Genomic DNA, 21,720 nt, shown 5'->3' on the forward strand with positions numbered 1-21,720 from the left:
TCGGCGCTCCACCTTGCGCGTACCGAGTCGCCCTCGAGAAGGAGATCCGCGCCGACTTCGCAGCCCTCGCGGCCTGAGTGGACGACAGTTGCGCTTCTCGCATCGTGGAGGGCGTGGGTTGAGTCACACACCCCGCGCCAGCTCAATCACCCGCTGCACGTCCGCATCATCGTTATAAACCCCGATCGAAAAGCGCAGCACGCCACTTCGAATCGATAGGCGGACACCGTGTTCCGTGAGGTGTCCGTACAGCTCGTTCATCGCCGGGTCGTCCGCCGTGTAGTGGCGGCCACCCCCGCTCTCGCCGACCGAGACGATGTGCGCGAGGTCCGCGCCTGGCTCTCCGCCCACGACCGGAAGTCCGAGCTCCAGGAGGCCGGACGCCAGCCTCTCGCCGAGCCGGCGCACGTGGTGCTCGATGTGCTCCATCCCGATCTCGGCAATCAACGCGAGCGCCGCCTGCGCGGCGGTCGCACCCAGGTAGTTGTAGTTCCCGAGGTCGAAGCGACGGGCCCCAGGCTGGTAGGTGAGTTCCCCTTCCGCGTACGCGGTCTCGTGCGCCCCTCCGAGGTAGATGCCGTACCGCGCGACATGGATCGGGATGAGCTGCTCGGCCACCGCACGACGCACGTACAGGAAGCCGAATCCGTACAGCGCCAGCAGGCACTTCTGAGTCGCGACGGTGAGCGCATCGACTCCCAGAGCCCGCACGTCCGTCCGGAGCGCACCAATCGACTGGGCCGCGTCGACCAACGTGAGCGCACCCACGCCCCGAGCCCCCGCGACGAGAGCCTGAACATCCGTGATGAATCCCGGCGCGAAGGAGACGCTCGGGAAGGTGACCACCCGGGTTCGCTCGTCCATCGCCTCCACCATCGCGGCTACGGGCATGCGCCCACCTTCCGGCGGAATGGCGCGGACCTCGATGCCCCGCAGCCGCTCGAGGTTGTACCAGAGATAGATGTTGTTCGGGTGCTCGAGCTCGGGACACAGAACTACGTTGTCGCCCTCAAGCCACGGGAGACTCGCGGCGAAGAGGTTCAGGCCCTCGGAGACGTTTTTGGTGATGGCGACCTCGTCCGCGTCTGCGCCTATCAGCGCCGCCAGGGCCGCACGGGTCTCTTCGACCCTCACACGGAGAGCATCCTTGTCGCTGGTGCCGAGCACACAGGCGTCGAGGTACTCGGTGGCCGCCTGCCTCACCGTCTCCGGCACCAGACCCCGGGCAGCCACGTCCAGGTAGACCTGATCGCGGGTCCCGGGGAAGAGCGCTCTCACCTCGTCATTCACGTGGCCTCCATTGCCTCACTCCTGTGCCGCACGCCTGGCCTCGGAATGTGCCAGGAGCGATGTGCCCACCACGTCACCCATCACGTTGATCGTCGTGTTCCCCATATCGACGAGCCTATAGATACCGCCGACGATGGCCGCGACCTCGATGGGGAGGTTGAAGGCCTGTACGTAGATCAGCGCGATCACGAATCCGCCGCCCGGGATCCCACCGGATCCCTCGGAGAGGAGGAGCCCGACGAAGAGAAGGGTCAGGAACGACGCGGCACCGAAGTCGACGCCCGCGGCCTGAGCCGTGAAGAGGAGCACCGCCCCGAGCATGACAGACGTGCCGTCCTTGTTCAGTTGAGCCCCGAGCGGAAGCGTGAAGGAGTAGAGCGACCTGGGGAGCCGAATCTTCTCGGCGATCTCGAGAGCGACGGAGAGGGAAGCCAGACTCGACGTGGTCGCGACCGTCGTCGCCCACAGCGGGCCGGTGTCGCGGAGGAACCGACCCGGCCTCCGGTCCGTGAACGTGCGGAGCAGGAACATGTAGCCCACGAAAATGATGAGCTGGGCGGCGTACACCCCAAGGAGGAACTTCGTCATCGGGCCGATCACCGACGCGCCGTACCGTCCGACGGTCACCGCCATCAGAGCCGCGATACCGAGGGGCGCGACGATGAGGATCAGATCGACCAGCCGCCGAAAGAGCGCGGCCAAATCCGAGTAGGCAGCGCCTAAGCGATCGCGTGCGGTCCCGGTCAGCATGAGCGTCGCGATGCCCAGAAGCACTGCCACGACCACGAGCTGCACGACGTTTCCTTCCGCGAAGGCCCGGAAGACGTTGGTCGGAACCATCCCCAGGAGCACGTCGCCGATCGAGGGCACGGCGCCGACCGTCCCCTCCACCTGCTCAGTGAGCTGCATGCCCACGCCCGGCCGGAGCAGAGCTGCCGCCGCAAAACCGAGCGAGAGCGCCACGAGGTCCGTCACCACGTAGTAGCTCATGATCTTCGTCGCGAGTCGCCCGAACGTGCGTACGTCCGACAGCGCGGTGAGCCCCGCGAGCAAGTTGAAGAACACGAGCGGAATCGCGGCGAGCACGAGCAGCCGGATGAAGAGGTCGCCGATGGGCTGGACCACTGTGACGCGCTCGCCGAGAGCCGCGCCCAACACCGATCCGAGCACCATCCCGATGAAGATCCGCGTCCCCAGGCCCATGCCGGAGCGGCGTTCCGAGGACGGGCCGGGTATCGAGTCCTCGGTCATCGACTCGGCTTCGAACGCACTAGCGGCCCGCCGTCTCCATGCTTGCCGCTCCCATGCGTGCGCGCACGCGCTCGAGCAGGATCGGGTAGTATGTCTTCACGTTCTTCGCGGTGAGCGGGACCCATTCGTCCAGGGCGGCAGGGTTGCCCTCCTGCACTTCGCCGTTCGGACGGATGGTGTGCCCGATGGAGTACATGAAGCCGACCACGGGCTGGTCGGTGCCCGGGAACGTGAGGATTTCCTCCCACTCCCAAGTGTTCGAGTAGCCGCCCGGTGGCATGCCGACGACCGGCCCGAGACCGTTGTCGACGACGATTGAAACGAACTGGTCGAGGTGCGATCCACCGTTCGGCCCAGAGATGACTCCGAACGGACCGCGGAAGTGGACCGGAGCGGGCTCGAGCACACCATCCGAGTCCTTCGGGGCATGGGCGAGCTTGAAAGGCACGTCGTTCGAATACTCGTCGCCGCGCGCAAGCGCCGGCAAGACGTCCTGTTCGAGCCATTCCATGAGCCAGGTGCCGTCGTCCATCGTCTCGGGCACGCCACCGTCGTTGAGATTCCGGGTGGCGAAGTCCGCGCGCTTGTCTTCCACGAAGGGCTCGATCACGTCGCTCAGGCGGAGGTTGCCGAACGTAGTCTTGAAGGGACGGCTTTGCAGACGCTGGATCGCGTACGCGCCGCGCGACCCCCCTCCGCTCCGGGTTACGTCGACGATCATGGCGTGGTCCAGCAGACCGTCCCGTTCGGCGAGCTCGATCAACGCATCAACGTCGGCAACCATAGTCTCACGGAAGCCGCGCCAGACGAGAACGACGAAGCGGGAGCCGTCGTCGGGAAGCAGCAGATCGTACGTAGGCGTCCTTCGTTCCAGCGATAGGCCAGGGTATCGGGGATCTCCAGACCCGGTCCAGGTGAGGTCGCCAGCAGAGGCAAAGGGGAGCGTGAAGCTCGACTCGCTGCCGTCCGCGGACTCGACTGTCAGCCGAAGGGCATCCTCCCTGAGCTCAGGCGGAAACGCAGCGGTCGCCTGGGTCATCGCCTCGGCGAGTTTCCAGCGAAGGCCGATCTTCGTCGAATGACGCATGAACGGAGTCGCGACCTCGTGCCACTCCCCCACCGGCCGTCCGTTGACGGACACTACGCGGTCTCCGACCTCCGGTAGCTCGGGCCACCGCGCGTCCTCTGCGATGTCGCCCACGAAGTAGCCCGCGCCCTCCGAGTAGTCCGGGAAGACGCGCACGGGTGCTTGCGGTGTCGGGGTGGCCTCCCCGTCCCAGACATCCAAGCCGGCGTCGTCGTCCGGCCGCAGCCCCCCAGGGAGTAGGTAGAGGTCCAAGTGACGGTCGCGGCGGGCATGGCTGACCCGCGCGAGCGCATAGTAGAGCTCACTCTCGGTGTCCGCCGATACGACGGTCGCGCGGAGCGCGGCCATATCGTCCAGAGGAGCGAAGCCGAGCTGCTCGTTCTTGATGGCCGAAAACGACTCCCGGCGCTCGGTTCGTGCGAGAATCGTGTCGAAGAGTGCGGCTCTGAGTTGGGGCGTGCCGACGGCGTCAGGCTGGCGCTCAACGCACGCGGTCAGGGCCAGTGCCACGACGACCGTGGTGGCCAGCGACACGAGATTCGACTTGATCATGAGTGCTGCCTACCGCAGCGCCACCCTATCGGAAGTTGAACTCCAGGAATTCCTTCGCTCGGATCCGAGTGCTCTATGTAGAATCCGAATCCATGGTCTCCCCACACTGGCCGTCGGCGCCCGGCCTGTGCCACCCTACAGGCTAGGCAACTTGTCGCCGGGATTGGGCCGGCAGCTCGGAACGCCAAATCGGGAACGGGAATAAGATATCCGGCTCGAGCTGGCTCCACTATGACGCGGCGTGTGTCCGGGGATGACGACGCCGGTCCGATGCGCCGGTTCGGTTCAGGACGCCGCAGCCCAGGCCGATAAGGGCCGGAAAGCCAGTCGCGGCTGGTGTTCGACGCAGGAGTGTATCCCGTCGCCCGACATGCGGCGGAGGCGGCGCGGACGGTAGCCGCGCCTTGATGGCGCGCCTCCGGCACTCCAAATTGCGCGCTCACGCTGGAGGTGTCGCATGTCGATCCGTTTCCGCTACGCGTTGACGTTCGCCGTCGCGCTGTCATCCCTTCTCCCCCTCCGCACGGGGGCCCAGGAGGGCGGGCCGTACGACGTGGTCATCCTGGGCGGCAGGGTCGTCGATCCCGAGACCGGATTCGACGCCGTAGCGAACGTAGGCATCCGCGACGACCGCGTCGTGGCTGTGGGCACCCAGTCGATGTTGGGCAACCGGATCATAGACGCGACAAACCTAGTCGTTGCCCCGGGCTTTATCGATCCGCTCACATCTGTGGGTGCGGCAACCATGCCGAGCGCGCGCTACAAGGTGACCGACGGCGTCACCACGGTGCTCGCGCTCCACGGAGGGCCAGTCGACGTGGCGGCGCTCTATGACGAGATGGCGCAGCGCGGCGCGCTGCTGAACTACGGCACCAACGTCGGGCACGGGGCGCTCCGACGGGCGGTCGGCCTCTCGTCCGGAGACGAGGAAGGGCGCGCGATCTCCGCGAGCCCGGAGCAGGTCGAGCAGATCGTCGAGCTCGCCCGCCGGGGGATCATGGACGGCGCGCTGGGGATCGGCTTCGGACTGCAGTACGTGCCGAGCACCTCCGAAGAGGAGGTCTTCCGCCTCTTCGAGCTCGCAGCCCGGTACGGCGTGCCGTCGCACCTGCATATCCGCTACCTGGGAGCGCAGCGGCCGGTCAACAGCGTCAAAGCGATCCACGAGGTCATCGCGACCGCCGCGGCGACCGGCGCATCGGCCCACGTCGTGCACGTCAACTCGACGTCGCCCAAGGATATCGACCTGGTGCTCGACCTTCTGGAGGGCGCAGCGGCGAACGGCGTCGACATCTCGGCGGACGCCTATCCGTGGGAGGCGGGCTCTACCGGACTCGAGTCGTCGGTCTTCGACGAGGGCTTCCGCGAGCGGATGTCGATCGACTACTCGGACATCGAGCTGGTGAGTACCGGTGAGCGCCTCACCGAGGAGACGTTCCACCGATACCGAGGGGACGAGAACCGTGACGGCGTGATCCTGCACTTCATCCCCGCCGAGACGCTGAGGAAGGCGCTGACGAGTCCGATCGTCATGGTGGGGAGCGACGGAAGCATCAACGCCCAAGGGCGGGGGCACCCTCGGGGTGCGGGCACGTACGCGCGCTTCATCCGTCAGTACGTCAGGGAGTGGGGTGACCTCACGCTCCTCGAGGCGATGACCAAGACGAGCTACCTGGCCGCGCTGCATCTGGAGCAGGCTTCCCCGGCGATGCGGCGCAAGGGACGGCTCAACCCGGGCGCCGACGCGGACATCGTGGTCTTCGACCTGGAGCGCATCAGCGAGCGTGCGACTTACGTGGAGCCGGCGCAGACGTCCGTGGGCGTTTCGTACGTCCTGGTGAACGGCGTCGTCGTCGTAGACAACGGGGAGCTCGTGGAGGGCGTGCTCCCGGGTCGTGCGATCCGGGGAGCGCCCGGGAGCCCGGGGGGGCTGTGATGCAGCGTCGGTGCGCCCGGCTGCTCTCGTTGAGCGGCCTGCTGGCTGCCATCGCGACGACATCGGCGGGGATCAACCCGGCTGACGCCTCCGCGCGGCAAGCCCGGTACGACGTCATCCTTCGAGGCGGCACGGTGCTGGACGGCAGCGGCGGTCCACGCTTTGTCGCCGACGTAGCCGTGATCGATGGCTTCATCGCCCGGGTGGGGGACCTCGCCGGGTCCGAGGCCGAAGCGGACGTGGACGTGCGCGGTCTCTTCGTGACCCCGGGCTTCGTCAATCTCCACAGCCACGCACGTGGAAGCGGGCTCCAGCTCGCCGTGAACATGCTCACGCAGGGGGTCACGACCGAGATTCTCAACCCGGACGGCGGAGGGCCGCTCGACATCGCGGCGCAGCTGTCCGGTCTGCGGGAATCTGGGTTGGCCCTGAACGTCGGTGCCAACACCGGCTTCAACCGCATCTGGACCGAGGTGGTGGGTCGCGCCGACCGGCGTGCCACACCGGTCGAGATCGAGCGCATGCGCGACCTCGTCGTCGAGGGACTCGCGATGGGCGCGTGGGGCGTTTCCGCGGGCCTCGACTACAAGCCGGCATACTTCGCCACGACCGACGAGGTCGTCGAAGTCGTCAGCGCGGCTGGAGCATGGCGGACCAACTTCACGAACCACGACCGCCTGACACCGGAGTCCAACTTCAGCTCACGGGTCGGGGTAGCGGAGACCCTCGAGATAGGCAGGCGAGCGGGGCTCGTCCCCATTGTCACGCACATGAAGGCGCAGGGTCATGAGCAGGGTACCGCGGGGGATCTCATCGATCTCATCGCAGGCTCTGCGGAGCCCGGGAGCGTGGCAGCGGCCGACGCGTATCCCTATCTCGCGGGCCAGTCGGGTTTGGGCGCACTCCTCATCCCAGGCTGGGCCCAAGAAGGCGGCCGCGAGGCGATGCTCCAGCGGTTCGCCGATGCTGTCTCGCGGACACGCATCGTAGAGGAGGTCGAGGCCGCGATGAATGCCCGCTTCGGTGGGCCGGAGGGTGTGTTCGTCACGGGACTCGACGTCGAGCTCACCGCGCTGATGCGTGACATGGGCGGTGTTTCGCCCGGCGAGGCGGTCGTGCGGACGCTCGCCGAGGCGAATCAGGGAGCGATCCTGCGCTTCGGCTCCGAGGCCGACCTCGTGGCCATCCTGCAGGGACCGACGACGTCCGTAGCCTGCGACTGCGGCGCCACGGATGGCCGGGCCTCGCATCCGCGCTACTTCGGAACCTACCCGCGCGTTCTGGGGCGTTACGTCCGGGAGCAGGGGCACCTCACGTGGGAGGACGCAATCCGAAAGATGACGGGCCTACCCGCCACGACGATCGGCATGGCGGATCGGGGCTTCCTCGCGCCCGGGATGGCAGCCGATATCACCGTCTTCGATCCCGAAACGGTGATCGATCATGCGACGTTCGAGAACCCGACCGCTCCCTCGACGGGGATCCGCCACGTCCTGGTGAACGGGCGCTTCGCCCTGCGCGACGGTTCGCCGACCGGAGAGACAGCGGGCCGCGCGCTCGTGCGGACCGGCCGGCTTCCGAGCCGCGCGATGAGCCACGACGTTGCCCGGAGTGTCCGAGCCGAGGGTCAGCTCCAGGTAGTAGGCGGGTCGCCGAGCGGGGTCTCAGTGTCGATCGAGGTCGAACAGGCCGCCGGAGAGAGAGCCGCCCGTGGCAGGGTCAGGCTGACGGATACTGCCAGTGGTCTCTCGATCGACGCCGGAGACATGGGTGTGCTCCAGGTGACGGAGGGGTGGGCATCGCTCAGCGCCGTGGCCACGGTCGAGGGCGAGGTCCGCCAACTGCTCGTGATCTTCGAGGAAGCGGACCCATCCGCCGACGAGGGCGCGACAGTGAGCCTGCAACTGGGTGACGACTACCGCGTGAGCGGAGTGATCCCGACGGTCAGGGTCACGGTTGGGCGATGACGGGCTCCTAACCATCGGAACGCAGGACGAGCACGAGGCAACGCCGGCATTGCCGGGGCTCCTCGTCGATCCCGAGTGGTTGGGGGACCACATCGGTGATCAGCGTGTGCGGACTGTGGATCTCCGGGATCAGGAGGCGTATGCCGGAGGGCACATTCCCGGCGCCGTGCAGCTGGATCTCGGGGACCTCGGCGACAGCCGGGGCGGGTGCGACAACGTGGTGTTGCCCGCCGCCGATTTCGAGCGCGTCATGGCCCGACTCGGGATCTCCAACCGAGACACCGTCGTGGCATACGATGACCACTGGGGTTTGCCGGCGGCCCGGCTCGTCTGGGCCCTACACTACTATGGGCATCCGGCGTCCGTTGTGTTGAACGGCGGTTGGGACCGATGGCAGGAGGAGGGACGGCCCATGACGGACGAGCCCTCACCAAAGAGAACGGGCCGCTTCGAGGCGAGTCCGAACTCCGACGTGTACGCCGACTACGAATGGATCTCCGGCGGCGTGGCTCGCGGTGACGTCGTCTTGCTGGACACGCGCACCCAGGCCGAATTCGATCAGGGGCACTTGCCCGGAGCGACATGCTGGGATTGGTTCAACGCGATCCCCGAGGGATCCTGGGACTGCTCCCGGGACCGTGAAGTGCTTCGGGCAGAGCTGGCGGCGCTCGGAGTCCATCCGTCTGACAAGATCGTTGCCTACTGTAGATCGGGGATGCGGGCAGCGCACACGTACGTGGTGTTAAAGCACGCCGGTTTCCCGCGAGTACGGTTGTACGACGGTTCTTGGCAGGAGTGGAGCATGAGCGGGAAGCCCGATCGTATGAAGGGGATGACGGATAGAGATTCCGGTGCGGACGGCGGCGGATAGGAATCCCGCGCTTGGGCTGACGGTTTGGGCAACGGCGGCCGTCGTCTACGTGGCCGCTCACGCCGTGGACACCGAGTTTTCGATGTTCTGGGTGTTCGGTCTCGCGTTTGGATTCGTTCTTCAGCGAGCGCGTTTCTGCTTCGCGTCGGCGTTCCGAGACATCTTCCTGCTGGGCCACTCCCGCAACATGAAGGGGCTCCTCCTGGGCCTCGCCGTGGCGTCCGTCGGGTTCGGGCTCGTCATGAGTCGTCAGGTACCCATGACCTCTCTCGGTGTCTATCCACCCTCGGCCAACGTGCTACCCCTCGGAATCCACACGGGACTCGGCGGACTCCTCTTCGGGGTGGGGATGGTGCTGGCGGGTGGGTGTGTATCCGGAAGCATCTACCGAATGGGAGAGGGATATATCGCCTCCTGGGTGGCGTTCGCCGGAGTGATGGGTGGCCTGCTGCTGTCCGCGTACACGTGGAATTGGTGGTGGGAAGCCCACATCGCCGCTGCGCCGCGCTTGTGGCTCCCCCATTGGATCGGGCACCCGAGTGCATTGCTCGTCACGCTGCTCGCTCTGGCTTGCGTCTACCTGTGGGTCCTGTCGGTGGAACACCGCGCCGGCATGGTCGTCCCTAGGTCGTCGAGAGACCAGCCACAACCTGAGAGCGTCTCCGACGATCTCAGATCGGTGGCGCGAATCCTGTTCGTCCAAGGATGGCCCGTGCTCCCCGCGGGGGCGGTGCTGGGCGGCCTCAATGTTCTGCTCTTCACGGCCCAAGAGCCTTGGGGCTTTACGGGGGAGGTGTCGCGCTGGTCCATCGGCATGGCCTCGCTCGTCAACGCCGCACCCGGCCCCCTCGCCGGCGTGGAGGAGCTACCCGGTTGCGTCCTGGTCCCCTCAGACGGACTCTTCTTCAACCATATGTTCTTCCTGGTGTGCGGGATGTGCTTTGGCTCTTTCGCCGCCGCGGTCGGGGCCGGAGAATTCAAGCTTCGAGTTCCGAAGCGCCCCGTGCGATACGCGCAATCACTCGGTGGCGGGGTGCTCATGGGGTACGGCTCCGGGATCGCTATGGGATGCACGATCGGTGCCCTTTTCTCCGCGATCCCCTCGCTGGCGGTGAACGGATGGGTGTTCGGGGCGTTCCTCGCGCTCGGCGCGTGGATCGGCACTCACATGATCCAGCGGCTCGAATAACGGAGGAACGATGGCTAGGACGCCGAAAACGATGGTGAGGACGTTGGACGTGAGAGGTGAGATCTGTCCCTACCCGATGATGCGGACGGTCAGTGCCCTGAAGAAGCTCTCGACGGACGAGAGGGCGTTGGAGGTGTTCACGGACCACGCACCGGCTTTGGAGACGATTCCGACCCAGGCCGCCCGCTTGGGCTTCCAGACCGACATCGAAGAGACCGGTGCGTCCGAGTGGCGCATCATGCTTACACGCACTGAAGTGGTGGAGGGATCATGACCTACCAACGAACGGCACCGACAAAGCTCCTCTGGATCACGCTTGTGAGCGCCGTATCGGCCTCGTGCTCGAGCGACGGCGGTGAGGCTGTCGAGCGGGGCTATGCCAGAGATGTCCTGGTCGATGCGGAGTGGATCGAAGCCCACATGGAAGACGCGGCGGTGCGCCTGTTGGAGGTCGGGGCGAACGCTGAGACCTTCGCGGAGGGGCATCTTCCGGGCGCGTCCTTTCTGTCCATGGGGCGGTTGTCGAACCCCGACCATCCCATCCGCGGCCAGATCGCGACGGAGGACCAACTGTCCACGGCCCTCGCCGGCGTCGGCGTCGGACGGGACCAGACCGTCGTCCTGTACGACCGCCGGAATAATCTGTTCGCAGCCAGGGCCTACTGGGTGCTGAAGTACTATCAGCACGCCGATGTCCGCATCTACAACGGTGGGACGCGCAAGTGGAACGAGGAGGGGCGGACACTGAGCATGGAGATGGCGGGGCACGCGCCGTCCAGCTATCAAGCGGGTCCAGCGGACCCGAAGATGCGCACGACCTGGCAGTACGTGATGGACCATACCGACGATTCGTCGACGCTCTTCTGTGATGCTCGGAGCCCGGACGAACACCTGGGCCGAGACGTCCGAGCGGCGCGGGGAGGCCACATCCCCGGGTCGGTCAACGTGGAGTGGACGGCGGCGGTCGATTCGGACGGGACCTTCAAGTCCTTCGAGGAACTGGCGGCCTTGTACGGCGGAGCAGGCTTCACGCCCGACAAGCAGGTCATCACATACTGTCAGAGTGGCCTTCGGGGCGCTCACACGTGGTTCGTCCTGAGCGAGCTCCTGGGCTATCCGAGCGTGCGCAACTACGACGGCTCGTGGGCCGAGTACGGCAACAACCCGGACAGTCAGATCGAGAGCTAGACGCTCAGCCCGTTCGGGTAGGAATCTCCCGTATCGGAAGAGCCGGAGAGCCGAACGATATCTCGGAGATCTCCTCGATGTTGCGCGCGCCGTACCGGAAAGGGATCACGGGCCGAACACGGAAGCCTGCGTTTCAAGGCGCAACAGAGCCACGGAGACCTCTACAAGAAGGTGAGCCATTCCCAGAAGATCATCCGGGAGATCCAGAATCTCTCGCTCCGGCTCTCGGCCCGGCACGCCGGGAATCGCGGGCGCCGCCATCCTGGGTGACGGCTCCGTTCGCGGTCCTACCCTGTGTGCCGCAGTTGGACGTGGACGAGGCGGCTCAGAACCTACCTCAAGTTCCGAGACGGGCGAGTCAACACCGCGAGGCCTGGAGGACCGCAGGCGCTGGCCGTGGTCGTCAGTACAGGACTCAGTCACCTTCGGGACGATGGCGCCGCGGTCGTTGCTCTGGGCGCTTTGGGGCCCTGACGATTCGCCGCTACTACCCCGCGGCGACCGCCTGAAACGCCCTGTCGGCCGCCTCTCGAAGAGTCACGCGCTCGGCGTCTCCGTGCACCGTCGAGACGAAGCCGGCCTCGAACGGCGAAGGCGCGAGATAGACCCCGTTCTCCAGCATGACCTGGTAGAAGCGCGCGAACAGCGACCGGTCCAGCCCGGTAGCTGAATCCCAGTCCGTGACGGGACCCTCCGTGAGGAAGTAGCCGAACATGGCCCCGACGCTCGACACGGAGATGGGGAGACCGGCTTCGCGCGCCGAGGTTCGTAGGACCTCGACGGTCGCTTCCGTGGACGCCTCGAGCTGCGACCATGCACCGGGCTCGTCGAGCTCTCGGAGCGTCGAGAGACCCGCCTGCATCGCCAGCGGATTCCCGGACAGCGTGCCCGCTTGATAGACCGGACCCGCGGGCGCCACGAGATCCATGATCTCGGCACGGCCACCGAACGCTCCGACGGGGAGTCCCCCTCCGATCACTTTCCCCAGCGTCGTCATGTCCGGCGTGATGCCGAACCGGCCCTGAGCACCACCCGGACCCACTCGGAAGCCGGTCATCACCTCGTCGAACACGAGCAGCGCACCGTGCTCCGAGGTCAGCGCGCGCAGTGCGTCCAGGAAGCCTTCCTTTGGAAGCACGAGCCCCATGTTGCCCGCCACCGGCTCGACGATGACCGCCGCGACCTCACCCGGGAACGCCTCGAGGATCGCGCCGACCGAGTCCGCGTCGTTGTAGCGTGCCACCAGAGTGTCTGCGACCGTCGCGGCGGGCACACCGGGAGAATCGGGCAGGCCGAGCGTCGCCACGCCGGAACCGGCCTGGACCAGGAGCATGTCGGCGTGCCCGTGATAGCAACCAGCGAACTTCACGATTTTTGTCCGCTCCGTGAAAGCGCGGGCCACACGCAGTGCGCTCATCACCGCTTCTGTGCCCGAGTTCACCATGCGCACCTTCTCGACCGCGGGCATGGCGGAGCAGATCCGCTCGGCGAGCTCGACTTCGGCGGGGCAAGGAGCGCCGAAGCTGGTGCCCCCGCGCAGCGTCTCGGTCAGGTCCGCCACGACGCTCGCGTGCGCGTGCCCGAGAATCAGCGCGCCCCACGACATGACGTGATCGACGTACCTATGGCCGTCCACGTCCACCAGGTACGCGCCCTCGCCATGATCGATGAAGCGCGGATCACCGCCCACGGCCCGGAACGCGCGGACCGGCGAGTTTACACCCCCGGGAATCCGCTGCAGAGCACGATCGAAGAGTCTTCGAGAACGTTCCGAGTCCATCGCCGGCGCCTCAGTGCACGTAGTCCATGAGTCGAACGGCGGCCTGCTCGCCGCTGCGAATGGTGTCGGAAATCCCGACGCCGCAGTACGAACAGCCCGCCAGGAACAAGCCCGGAAGTGCCGCGATCCGCTCCTGGATCGTCCGCACGCGCGCGAGATGCCCGACCGTGTAGCCCGGCATACTGTTCTCCCAGCGGTAGACGCGCCACCACTGGGGTGAAGCCTCGAGCCCGACGGCGTCTTGCAGCTCGTCGGCAAGCATGGTGAGCAGTCGCTCTTCCCCCTCCGGTCCGGCCGGTGGCAGGTGGGGCTCGCGGACGAAGCCGCGCAGCAGGACCCGACCGTCCGGGGCACGTCCGGAGAACTTTCGGGAAGACCACGTCACGCCCGCGACCTTCCGTCCTTCGCACAGCGGGTTCAGGTAGCCGTGTCCCTCCAGGGGGCGAGGGAAGTCCCCGGCGTCGTACGCCGCCGTCACGACGCTCGTCGACGTGAAGGGAATCTCGGCAAGCGCCGCGGAGAGGTCTGCCTCGTCGGCCAGGAGGCGCGCGGTCAGCGGCGCGGGAGTCGTGACGACGACCGCTTCGACGACGAGCGCGGATCGGCCCTGCAAGTCGAGCGTCCAGCCGTCCACCGAGCGTCGGATCGCCTCTACGCTCACGCCACGGAGTACTTGGAGACATCCGGCGGCAGGCCCTTCGGAATTGGCTCCCGCGTGGCTATCGACATGCCGCTCGGCTCCCTCGAGCGACGCCTGGAGCGCCTCGATGAGTCGGCCCATCCCGCCACGCAGCGACAGAAACGGGGCGCCGGCGCGAAGGCCGCTCGTCGACTCGGGCCGCTCCGCCTGGGCCCGCTCACGTGTCTGAACCTTCAAGCCTCGCGTGACGCTACCGGATTTTCGCTCGGCTTCGACGAGTTCGGGGAACGTCGCTTCGATGCTCAACTCCTCGGGGCTGCTCCCGTACAGTCCTCCGAGCAGAGGCTGCATCAACCTCTCGTAGAGCTCGGAGCCGAATCGGCGGCGCACGAAGGACGCCACGGTCTCGTCGCCGTCGGACGTGCGCCTCGGGATCCAAGGCTCCATCGCGACGCGGGCGCAGCCTAGAGGGCTGAGAATCCCCGAGGTCCACAGCGGGCCGAACTTAGTGGGGACGAGACCCGTGAGCCCGTCGGGAAACGGCACCAGGACCCCTGCCCTGCGCACGAAGGCGCGCGGCCAGCCCGGCTCGCTTCCCACGAGCTCATCAGCTAGGCCCAACTCTTCCGCCAGCGCGCGGGCCCACGGCTTGCGAGCCAGAAAGCTGTCGGCGGCCGCCTCCACGATGAAGCCGTCGAAGGACTCGGTGAGAATCTTTCCCCCAAGCCGTTCGTCTCGCTCGAGCAGGACGACGCGCGCATGGAACGGAGCGGAATCCACGGGCTCCGCTTCCAAATGAGCGCCGGGCAGGCGAGCCCCGGGATTCAGCAGTCGGTGCACGACGGTGAGGCCCGCGAGGCCGCCGCCGACCACCGCTACGGTCGGAGCGTGCGGGGCCTCGGAAGGGGACACGCTGGCAGGCCGATCAGCCGACGGCCGCGCCGTTCCAGGAACGCAGAGTGTCCAGAACCACGGATATGCTGTCGATCGGAGTCGTCGGATTCACGCCGTGTCCGAGGTTGAAGACATGCCCCGGACGCCCGTTCGCGCGCTTCAATATCTGCTGCACGCGCTCGCGGATGACATCGTGCGGCGCGTAGAGCACCGCGGGATCGAGATTCCCCTGCACGCCTTTGCCCTCACCGACCCTCGCCCACCCTTCGTCGAGCGGAACGCGCCAGTCGAGCCCGATGACGTCGCCGCCGGCCTCGCTGATATCCTCAAGAAGCTCGCCCGTGCCGACCCCGAAGTGGATCGTTGGGCGGTCGAGGTCGCTCAACGCCTCGAAGATGGCCGCGCTGTGCGGCTTGATGTAGCGGCGGTAGTCCTCCGGACCGAGATAGCCGACCCAACTGTCGAAGAGTTGCAGCACCTGGGCGCCGGCGTCGGCCTGCGCGGTCATGTATGCGATCGTCACCGTGACGAGCTTCTCCATGAGTACGCGGAACGTCTCCGGCTCGTGGTACATGAAGCTCTTCGTCTTGATGAAATTCCGCGTCGGGCCCCCTTCGATCAGATAGCTGGCCAGCGTGAACGGAGCTCCCGCGAAGCCGATCAACGCGGTGTCCGCCGGAAGCTCTGCGCGCACGAGACCGAGCGCCGCGAGCGTAGGCGCGAGAGCCTCGCGAGGATCGACGGGTCGGAGCGCCGCGACATCGTCTGATGTTCGTATCGGATTCGCGATCGACGGGCCCACATCGGGAACGAACGTCAGATCGATCCCCATGGGGACGAGCGGCAGGAGGATATCCGCAAAGATGATGGCGCCGTCCATGCCGAAGCGACGGATCGGCTGGAGCGTGACTTCGGCGGTCAACTCGGGGACAGCGCAGATCTCGAGCAGCGTGTGCTTCTCGCGCACGGCCCGGTACTCGGGCAGGGAGCGCCCCGCCTGCCTCATGAACCAGGCCGGGGTGTAGTCAACGGGCCGCCGCCTACACGCGGCGACGAGGCGAGGTTCGCTCACGGCCAGAGCTCGGTCGGCTGATCGAGGGGGACGTGCATAGCTACATGCACGGGGGCGTCCAGGAGCGTATACGGCCGGGCCGCCGTCGCGCGAAGCTCGCGCACGAGCTCCGAGAACCTGGGCAGATCATCGGACTCGTAGACCACCACGAACTCGTGGTCCTGCAGACCGGTGGAGTAGAGGAGCAACTGGGAGATGCCCGAGTAGTTCCTTCCGATCCTGATGTGCTCGTTCATCATCGCCTGACGGCCGGGTTGATGGATCAGATACCACTCGGCCGTCTTGGAAAACGGATACGCGATGAGGTACGGCAGGATCTCGGAGCTGAACGGGTCGATCCGCCCGGCTTCCCGAGCGCCGCGGTACTGCGTTGCGCGCGTGAAGCCCCACAGGACGTCGACCATGCTCACGTAGCGCCGGAACGGTCGCAGCGCACTCGAATAAGCATCGAAGAAGTTTTTCGGGTCGGAGTTCTCCTTCATGCGCACGGCGCACCACATGATGAAGTCCGAACCAACGCGTGTGGGGGAAGTCCGATAGTGCCGGACGCCTTCCGCCACACCGGATGTTGTCTCGGCCCACGCGACCTGCAGCTTCGCGCGCTCCTCCTCACTCAGGCGCCAGTACTCGTCGGTGAGCGCGAAGACACCGAAATGGTTGAGTGAGCTCTGGAGCTCGTCGTTTACGGTGTCGTCTTCCGTAGCCACTGGGCTACCTCCTCCGCATGGTAGGTGATCACGAGGTCGGCCCCTGCCCGCTTCATGCCCAACAGAGACTCCATCACCACGGCTTTCTCATCGAGCCAACCCGCCTGGGCCGCCGCCTTGAGCATGGCATACTCACCGCTGACGTTGTACGCGACGAGCGGTAGGGACGGGAACGAGTCCCGGAGTGAGCGTACGATGTCGAGGTAGACGAGCGCGGGCTTGACCATGAGGAAGTCCGCACCCTGTTCGACGTCCAGCCTCGCCTCGCGCAGTGCCTCGCGCGCGTTGGCCGGATCCATCTGGTGCGAGCGACGATCCCCGAACGCGGGCGCGCCGTCCGCGGCGTCCCGAAACGGTCCGTAGAACGCCGACGCGTACTTCACGGCGTACGACATGATCGGGATCTCGCCGAAACCCGAGCTATCGAGCGCCGCACGGATCGCGCCGACCATGCCGTCCATCATGCCTGAGGGCGCCACGATGTCGGCCCCGCTCTGTGCTTGTGACACGGCGATCCGAGCCAGCGCGTCGAGTGTCGGCTCGGTATCGATCGTGTGGTCGTCCCTCAGAATGCCGCAGTGCCCGTGATCTGTGTACTCGCACAGGCACGTGTCCGCGATGACGACCAGCTCCGGACACCGCTCATGGATCTCCCGGACCGCTCGCTGGACGATGCCGTCCTCGGCCCAACTCTGGCTGCCCGAAGCGTCTTTGTCGTTCGGGATCCCGAACAGGATCACAGCCCGGATTCCGAGCTCCGCGGCATGTTCAGCGTAGGCCGCGGACTCCGCGACCGAGCGCCGGAATACGCCCGGCATCGAGGAGATCTCGGTCACGCCATCGCCCTCCTCGACGAAGAGCGGCAGGATCAGGTCCTCGACATGCAGGCGGGTCTCTCGGACGAGAGCCCGTAGGGCGGCTGTGCGCCGCAAGCGCTGTGGGCGTTGGCTCGTGTGCCGGGGGGAGTCTGGGCTCATGGTGCAGTCCGTGATGGGTGACGGACCCAACCTTCGTAGGCGCGTAGCGCCTCCACCAGCCCCCGCGAGGTCGACTCCCTCGCCTCGACGTCCACACGTACGCCGAGCGCGCGCGCGGCTTCGCTCGTGACGGGACCGACGCTCGCGACGACAGCCTCCTCGATGACACGCGCGCCCGCCACACCGAGAGCCTCGAACAGCCCTCGGACGGTCGACGGGCTCGTGAAGGTGATCGCGTCGACGCCTTCGTCCAGCGCCTCGAGACCAGCCGCGGTCACCGCCTGCGCCTTGGTGCGATAAGCGGCGACCGCATCGACTTCAGCGCCCATGTCCCGGAGCAGGCCGGGCAGCGTGTCGTCCGCCAGGTCGGAGCGGGGCAGCAGAATCCGGACTCCGTCCATATCGCCCAAAGACTCCGGGATCTGGTCGCCCCGATGGTCGCTGGGTATCGCAGCCACGGTCAGCCCCGCGTCGCTCAACACCGCTCGCGTCGCCGGCCCCACGGCAGCAAGTCGCAGGTTGGCGACACGCCCCAGGTCCAGCCCCAGCGTAGCGGTGCGCTCCAGGACCGCCCGAGCCCCGTTTGCGCTGGTGAACACCAGCCAGTCGTACTCCGCGGCTGAGCGCAAAGCACGGTCGAGCGGCCGGAAGCTGGACGGCGGCGCGATCGCGATCGTGGGTACGAGAATGGGCACCGCGCCCGCCGCCTCCAGAAGCCCGCATATCTCGGCGGACTGGGCTGCGGGTCGGGTCACCACGACCCGGCGCGACTCGAGCGCGTTCATGCGAGCAGCTCCTGAGCGCCCAGGCTGAACGCCTCCTCCGCCAATGCGCGCCCCAACTCGAGCGGGTCCTCGCCGACGGACGATACGCGAATGCTCTCGCCACTGTTCAACGCTCCGACGAAGCCGTGCAGCTCGAGCGGCGCTCCCTCGACGTGCCGAGCCAGAGCGCCAACCGGGAGCGAACAGCCACCCCCTAGCGCGGATAAGAAGGCCCGCTCCGCGTTCACCTCAGCGCGCACGGCCGGCTCATCGATCAGCGCGAGTAGGGCCCGCACCTCGTGGTCGTCCTCCCGGCATTGGACCGCGAGCGCACCCTGTCCGGGTGCTGGCAAGAACGTCTCGATGGGCAGGAGCTCCCTCACGTGCTCGGTGAGCCCCAACCGGTTCAGGCCGGCGGCCGCGAGCACGACCGCATCGAGCGAGCCGTCGACGGCCTTCGAGACGCGCGTCTCCACGTTGCCACGCACGGGCTCGATCACGAGGTCGTCTCTGAACGCAAGGATCTGCGCGCGCCGGCGGGGGCTCGAGGTCCCGACCGTCGCACCGCTCGGCAACGAGGCCAGCCCACCCTCATGGGCAGACACGAGTGCGTCGCGCGGATCGTCCCGGCTCAGGATGGCGGCAGTCACGATGCCGGTGTTGTCCCGGATGGGAAGGTCCTTCAGCGAGTGGACGGCGACCCCGACCCGTCCCTCGAGCAGAGCCCGGTCGATCTCGGACGAGAACGCGGCGCCGCCCAGATCGGACAGCACCGCGTCCACTTCGCGATCTCCGAGCGTGGAGAGCGGAAAGGCGCGGGCGTGGAGGCTCGGGGACGCTTCGTTCAGCCGTTGGGAGACGTGATCGGTCTGCCAGCGGGCCAGTGCGGACGAACGCGTTCCGAGCAGGAGTTCTCCTCGGAAAACCTTTGGCATGCTGAGTTGGATTAGAACAGCCTTCTAGCTCTCTTCGTCGAGAGCGAAGAGCTGTCGCACAACCTTGGAATACTCGTGGAAGTGACCGTCTGCCGATGCCGATCGCAACCGCAGCGACGGTTCGTGCAGGAGCTTCCGCACCAGAGCGCCACTGAAGTGCTCGATGCGGCTCCGGGTTTCAGGGTCGATCCCCTCGAAGTCGCCGAACAGGCGAGTGATCTCGTTCTCACGCAGCTCTTCGGCCCGCTGCCAGAACGCAGCGAGCACGGGCTGCATGCGTCCGATCGCCCGAGCCTGATCGTACTGGGCGACCTCCTGCTCGACGATGGCCTCGGCCAGCCCGACCTCTTGGTGCCGGCCCTCGAGGTTGGCGTCACTTATGGCCCGCAAGTCGTCGAGCCCGAAAAGTCGCACGCCTTCGAGCTCGCCCACCGCCGGCTCGACGTCGCGAGGCACGGCCAGGTCTACGATGATGAGCGGCCGGTCCGGCGCGCGTCCTGTGATGGCCTGCGCCACGAGGTCACGGGTCAAGATCGGCTCCATCGAGCCCGTGGTAGCGAGCACCACGTCGCTGTCCGGCAGCAGTGTGAAGAGTTCCCCCAACGGGGCCGCGCTGCCGCCGAAGTCGTCGGCCAACGTACCCGCGTGCTCGGCGCTACGGTTCGCAACCGTCAGCACGGCACCGCCGGCCTTCTCGATCGACGCGCACGCCAGTCGTCCGACTTTGCCTGCGCCGACGACCAGGACGCTCTTGCCCTCGAGGGACTCCAGCTCGCGCTCGGCGAGCTCGACGGCCACTGAGCTGAGGCTTAGGCGTCCCCGGCCGATTCCGGTTTCTGTCCTGGCGCGCCCACTCGCTCGTCGAGCCGCCTCGGCCATCGCGATCAACGCGACGTTCCACCCTTCCGTATCGACGGTCCGCGCGAATCCACGCGACACCTGACCCGCGATCTCGTGCTCCCCGATCAAGAGCGAGTCGAGTCCGGCGGCGACTCTGCACAGATGACGTACGGCGTCGGAGCCGCGATGCACGTAGACGAACGCCTCGGGATCCACGTCCACGGAGTCCGCAGCCTTCAGGAAGATTTCCGCACCGATCGAATCAATCATCTCTTCGACCGCGTCGGCCTCCACGGCCAGATAGAACTCCACCCGATTGCAGGTGCTCACGACGGCCATGTTGGACGGCCTGAGGCAGATGCCGCCATCGCCCGCGTGGACCTCGGAGCCGTCCATCGCCTGCTGCACGATCGTCACGGCGGCTTCCAGGAACTCCATGGGCGCGACCCGTAGGCTCGTTCCCACGCACAGTTCGACGAGCGCCGGCTCACTGTCGTCGCGGTGCGGCGTGAGGCCCTGGAGCCCTTCCATTTCATCGGATGCCGAATCTACGGCTGCGCCCAGGCGCGAACGTGCCCGCTCGCTCATGATGCGGCGCTCATATGCGCCAACGGCGCCCCGGCGCTGGCGCCCAGCGCGTCGATGACGAGATCCGCCAGCACACCACCCATGTCCGGATGATCGTGTGGGGTCGCGACGCGGTGAAATCCCATGCCCAGCTTCTCTACGAACGCCCGCAACTCGAGGTCGATCTCGTACAGCGTCTCCGACTGTTCGTGGATGAAGCTCAGCGGGACGACCACGACGTGTTCGGCTTCAATCGTCGGCATCATCTTCTCATTCGACGGCTCGGTCCATTCGATGGCCCGGTTCGAGTGGTTCTGGTATCCGAGCTCGTACCGATTCACGCCGGCGGCGTCCGCGATCAGTCGGCACGACTCCTCCACGTGCTCCTGATACCGGCTCCCATCCTCCAGATAGGAGATCGGAGTGCCATGAGCCGAGAAGTACAGGCACACGCCCGGGTCCTGAGCGTCGAGACCGCGCTCGGTCATCAGCGTTCGGATGCCGCCGGCTCGAAGCTCCACGTACTTCGCATTGCGGTGCCAACCCCCGACGAACGCCGTCTCCACGAGCCAGGAGAGCTTGTCGAGCTGCTCACGCACCGTGTCCAGTGCGGCGACCGTCGTGGTCGGGCCGCTGACCGGGTACAGGGGAAGCGCCACCAGTTGCTCGACTCCGCTCTCGCGGCAGCGTTGCAGCGCGTCCGAGATCGTGGGCGTCGTGAACTGCGTTCCGACGAAGACGTGGGCAGAGTGGCTGCGCGCCTTCAGCGCCGCCTCGAGAGCCTCACCGTGGGCGTGCGTGTGCGCGTTCATGGGGGACCCGCCGATCTTCTGGTACGCTTCCATGAGTCCGGGTGCACGAGCCTCGGCGAGCTGCCGTGCGCGCTCGGCGCCGGAACCGGGTTCCAGTCCTCGGTTCGCGAGGAAGATGCGTTCCAGGAAATCGATCACCAGCTCGGGGTCCGACCCCTCAGGCTCGCCGAACGCGAGCAGGACGACGCCGAGACGGCTCACCTATCGGCCCGCCTGTCGATGCTCCGGGTCATGGGCGCGCGTTTCACCGTGTGAAGCCGAGCGCGTGGAATCGGAAGTGCCATTCTTGGTGTCGGTCTAATGCGAAGGATGTTTGGCGATCGCAGAGGATCAGAATTATCCATGTATGTCGACGCTAGGGCCAGCCCCCGCAGTAGACAATTCGTAGATCTACCTACCCC

General features: G+C 66.7%; 18 protein-coding genes. 6 read left to right on the forward strand and 12 right to left on the reverse strand.

The window, feature by feature from the left end; all coding sequences use genetic code 11:
- Window positions 1–123: 123 nt before the first annotated feature.
- The 3 genes from IIB36_04600 to IIB36_04610 are packed head-to-tail and all read right to left on the reverse strand — an operon-like array spanning window position 124 to window position 4,180.
- On the reverse strand, window positions 124–1,290 hold the full coding sequence (locus IIB36_04600; GenBank protein ID MCH7531028.1) for an aminotransferase class V-fold PLP-dependent enzyme: 1,167 nt from the start codon (window positions 1,288–1,290) through the stop codon (window positions 124–126).
- A gap of 15 nt (window positions 1,291–1,305) precedes the next feature.
- On the reverse strand, window positions 1,306–2,541 hold the full coding sequence (locus IIB36_04605; protein ID MCH7531029.1) for a dicarboxylate/amino acid:cation symporter: 1,236 nt from the start codon (window positions 2,539–2,541) through the stop codon (window positions 1,306–1,308).
- 19 nt (window positions 2,542–2,560) lie between these two features.
- Entirely contained in the window at window positions 2,561–4,180 is a 1,620-nt protein-coding gene (locus IIB36_04610) for a hypothetical protein (protein MCH7531030.1), read from the reverse strand.
- A gap of 457 nt (window positions 4,181–4,637) precedes the next feature.
- Here IIB36_04610 and IIB36_04615 point away from each other — a divergent pair, with 457 nt between their 5' ends.
- The 6 genes from IIB36_04615 (at window position 4,638) to IIB36_04640 (ending at window position 11,331) form a co-directional block, all read left to right on the forward strand.
- Window positions 4,638–6,116: an amidohydrolase family protein gene (locus IIB36_04615; GenBank protein MCH7531031.1), complete on the forward strand. Its 1,479-nt coding sequence runs from the start codon at window positions 4,638–4,640 to the stop codon at window positions 6,114–6,116.
- Between the two features lie 326 nt (window positions 6,117–6,442).
- Window positions 6,443–8,083, forward strand: a complete 1,641-nt coding sequence (locus IIB36_04620; protein ID MCH7531032.1) for an amidohydrolase family protein — start codon at window positions 6,443–6,445, stop codon at window positions 8,081–8,083.
- The gene (locus IIB36_04625; GenBank protein MCH7531033.1) at window positions 8,073–8,954 is read left to right on the forward strand and encodes a sulfurtransferase; all 882 of its coding nucleotides are present in this window, start codon (window positions 8,073–8,075) and stop codon (window positions 8,952–8,954) included. Before IIB36_04620 ends, IIB36_04625 begins: the two co-directional genes overlap by 11 nt.
- Window positions 8,935–10,143 carry a YeeE/YedE family protein gene (locus IIB36_04630; protein ID MCH7531034.1) on the forward strand — a complete coding sequence of 403 codons (1,209 nt, stop codon included), beginning with the start codon at window positions 8,935–8,937 and terminating at the stop codon, window positions 10,141–10,143. Before IIB36_04625 ends, IIB36_04630 begins: the two co-directional genes overlap by 20 nt.
- A gap of 10 nt (window positions 10,144–10,153) precedes the next feature.
- A complete protein-coding gene (locus IIB36_04635) occupies window positions 10,154–10,417 on the forward strand; it encodes a sulfurtransferase TusA family protein (GenBank protein ID MCH7531035.1) in 264 nt (87 codons plus the stop codon).
- Window positions 10,414–11,331 carry a sulfurtransferase gene (locus IIB36_04640; protein MCH7531036.1) on the forward strand — a complete coding sequence of 306 codons (918 nt, stop codon included), beginning with the start codon at window positions 10,414–10,416 and terminating at the stop codon, window positions 11,329–11,331. Before IIB36_04635 ends, IIB36_04640 begins: the two co-directional genes overlap by 4 nt.
- A 487-nt stretch (window positions 11,332–11,818) precedes the next feature.
- On the opposite strand, the gene hemL is transcribed toward IIB36_04640, so the two are convergent.
- From hemL to hemH, 9 genes are read right to left on the reverse strand one after another with little or no spacing between them, the layout of a single operon-like run.
- Window positions 11,819–13,111, reverse strand: a complete 1,293-nt coding sequence (hemL, locus tag IIB36_04645) for a glutamate-1-semialdehyde 2,1-aminomutase (protein MCH7531037.1) — start codon at window positions 13,109–13,111, stop codon at window positions 11,819–11,821.
- A 10-nt stretch (window positions 13,112–13,121) separates the two neighbouring features.
- Entirely contained in the window at window positions 13,122–14,663 is a 1,542-nt protein-coding gene (gene hemG / locus IIB36_04650) for a protoporphyrinogen oxidase (GenBank protein ID MCH7531038.1), read from the reverse strand.
- A gap of 13 nt (window positions 14,664–14,676) precedes the next feature.
- Window positions 14,677–15,717, reverse strand: coding sequence for a uroporphyrinogen decarboxylase (gene hemE / locus IIB36_04655; protein MCH7531039.1), 1,041 nt, complete (start codon window positions 15,715–15,717; stop codon window positions 14,677–14,679).
- The gene (locus tag IIB36_04660; GenBank protein ID MCH7531040.1) at window positions 15,714–16,424 is read right to left on the reverse strand and encodes a chlorite dismutase family protein; all 711 of its coding nucleotides are present in this window, start codon (window positions 16,422–16,424) and stop codon (window positions 15,714–15,716) included. The genes hemE and IIB36_04660 overlap by 4 nt, the downstream gene beginning before the upstream one ends.
- Window positions 16,400–17,401, reverse strand: a complete 1,002-nt coding sequence (gene hemB / locus IIB36_04665) for a porphobilinogen synthase (GenBank protein ID MCH7531041.1) — start codon at window positions 17,399–17,401, stop codon at window positions 16,400–16,402. The genes IIB36_04660 and hemB overlap by 25 nt, the downstream gene beginning before the upstream one ends.
- Window positions 17,398–18,186 (reverse strand): uroporphyrinogen-III synthase, encoded by a 789-nt coding sequence (locus IIB36_04670; protein MCH7531042.1) that lies wholly within the window; start codon window positions 18,184–18,186, stop codon window positions 17,398–17,400. Before IIB36_04670 ends, hemB begins: the two co-directional genes overlap by 4 nt.
- Window positions 18,183–19,100: a hydroxymethylbilane synthase gene (gene hemC, locus IIB36_04675; protein ID MCH7531043.1), complete on the reverse strand. Its 918-nt coding sequence runs from the start codon at window positions 19,098–19,100 to the stop codon at window positions 18,183–18,185. The genes IIB36_04670 and hemC overlap by 4 nt, the downstream gene beginning before the upstream one ends.
- A gap of 24 nt (window positions 19,101–19,124) precedes the next feature.
- Window positions 19,125–20,528, reverse strand: a complete 1,404-nt coding sequence (locus tag IIB36_04680) for a glutamyl-tRNA reductase (protein MCH7531044.1) — start codon at window positions 20,526–20,528, stop codon at window positions 19,125–19,127.
- Window positions 20,525–21,520 (reverse strand): ferrochelatase, encoded by a 996-nt coding sequence (gene hemH / locus IIB36_04685; GenBank protein ID MCH7531045.1) that lies wholly within the window; start codon window positions 21,518–21,520, stop codon window positions 20,525–20,527. Before hemH ends, IIB36_04680 begins: the two co-directional genes overlap by 4 nt.
- Between the last annotated feature and the right edge of the window lie 200 nt (window positions 21,521–21,720).

It is taken from the genome of Gemmatimonadota bacterium, assembly GCA_022560615.1.
In the GTDB taxonomy this organism is placed as follows: Bacteria; Gemmatimonadota; Gemmatimonadetes; order Longimicrobiales; family Gaopeijiaceae; genus UBA1138.

What these genes read in the sequence shown, in the direction of transcription:
- IIB36_04605 (MCH7531029.1), bottom strand. Translation starts at nt 2,541, where the DNA reads ATGACCGAGGACTCGATACCCGGCCCGTCCTCGGAACGCCGCTCCGGC.
- IIB36_04610 (MCH7531030.1), bottom strand. Translation starts at nt 4,180, where the DNA reads ATGATCAAGTCGAATCTCGTGTCGCTGGCCACCACGGTCGTCGTGGCA.
- IIB36_04615 (MCH7531031.1), top strand. Translation starts at nt 4,638, where the DNA reads ATGTCGATCCGTTTCCGCTACGCGTTGACGTTCGCCGTCGCGCTGTCA.
- IIB36_04620 (MCH7531032.1), top strand. Translation starts at nt 6,443, where the DNA reads ATGCTCACGCAGGGGGTCACGACCGAGATTCTCAACCCGGACGGCGGA.
- IIB36_04635 (MCH7531035.1), top strand. Translation starts at nt 10,154, where the DNA reads ATGGCTAGGACGCCGAAAACGATGGTGAGGACGTTGGACGTGAGAGGT.
- IIB36_04640 (MCH7531036.1), top strand. Translation starts at nt 10,414, where the DNA reads ATGACCTACCAACGAACGGCACCGACAAAGCTCCTCTGGATCACGCTT.
- hemL (MCH7531037.1), bottom strand. Translation starts at nt 13,111, where the DNA reads ATGGACTCGGAACGTTCTCGAAGACTCTTCGATCGTGCTCTGCAGCGG.
- hemB (MCH7531041.1), bottom strand. Translation starts at nt 17,401, where the DNA reads ATGAGCCCAGACTCCCCCCGGCACACGAGCCAACGCCCACAGCGCTTG.
- IIB36_04670 (MCH7531042.1), bottom strand. Translation starts at nt 18,186, where the DNA reads ATGAACGCGCTCGAGTCGCGCCGGGTCGTGGTGACCCGACCCGCAGCC.
- hemC (MCH7531043.1), bottom strand. Translation starts at nt 19,100, where the DNA reads ATGCCAAAGGTTTTCCGAGGAGAACTCCTGCTCGGAACGCGTTCGTCC.
- IIB36_04680 (MCH7531044.1), bottom strand. Translation starts at nt 20,528, where the DNA reads ATGAGCGAGCGGGCACGTTCGCGCCTGGGCGCAGCCGTAGATTCGGCA.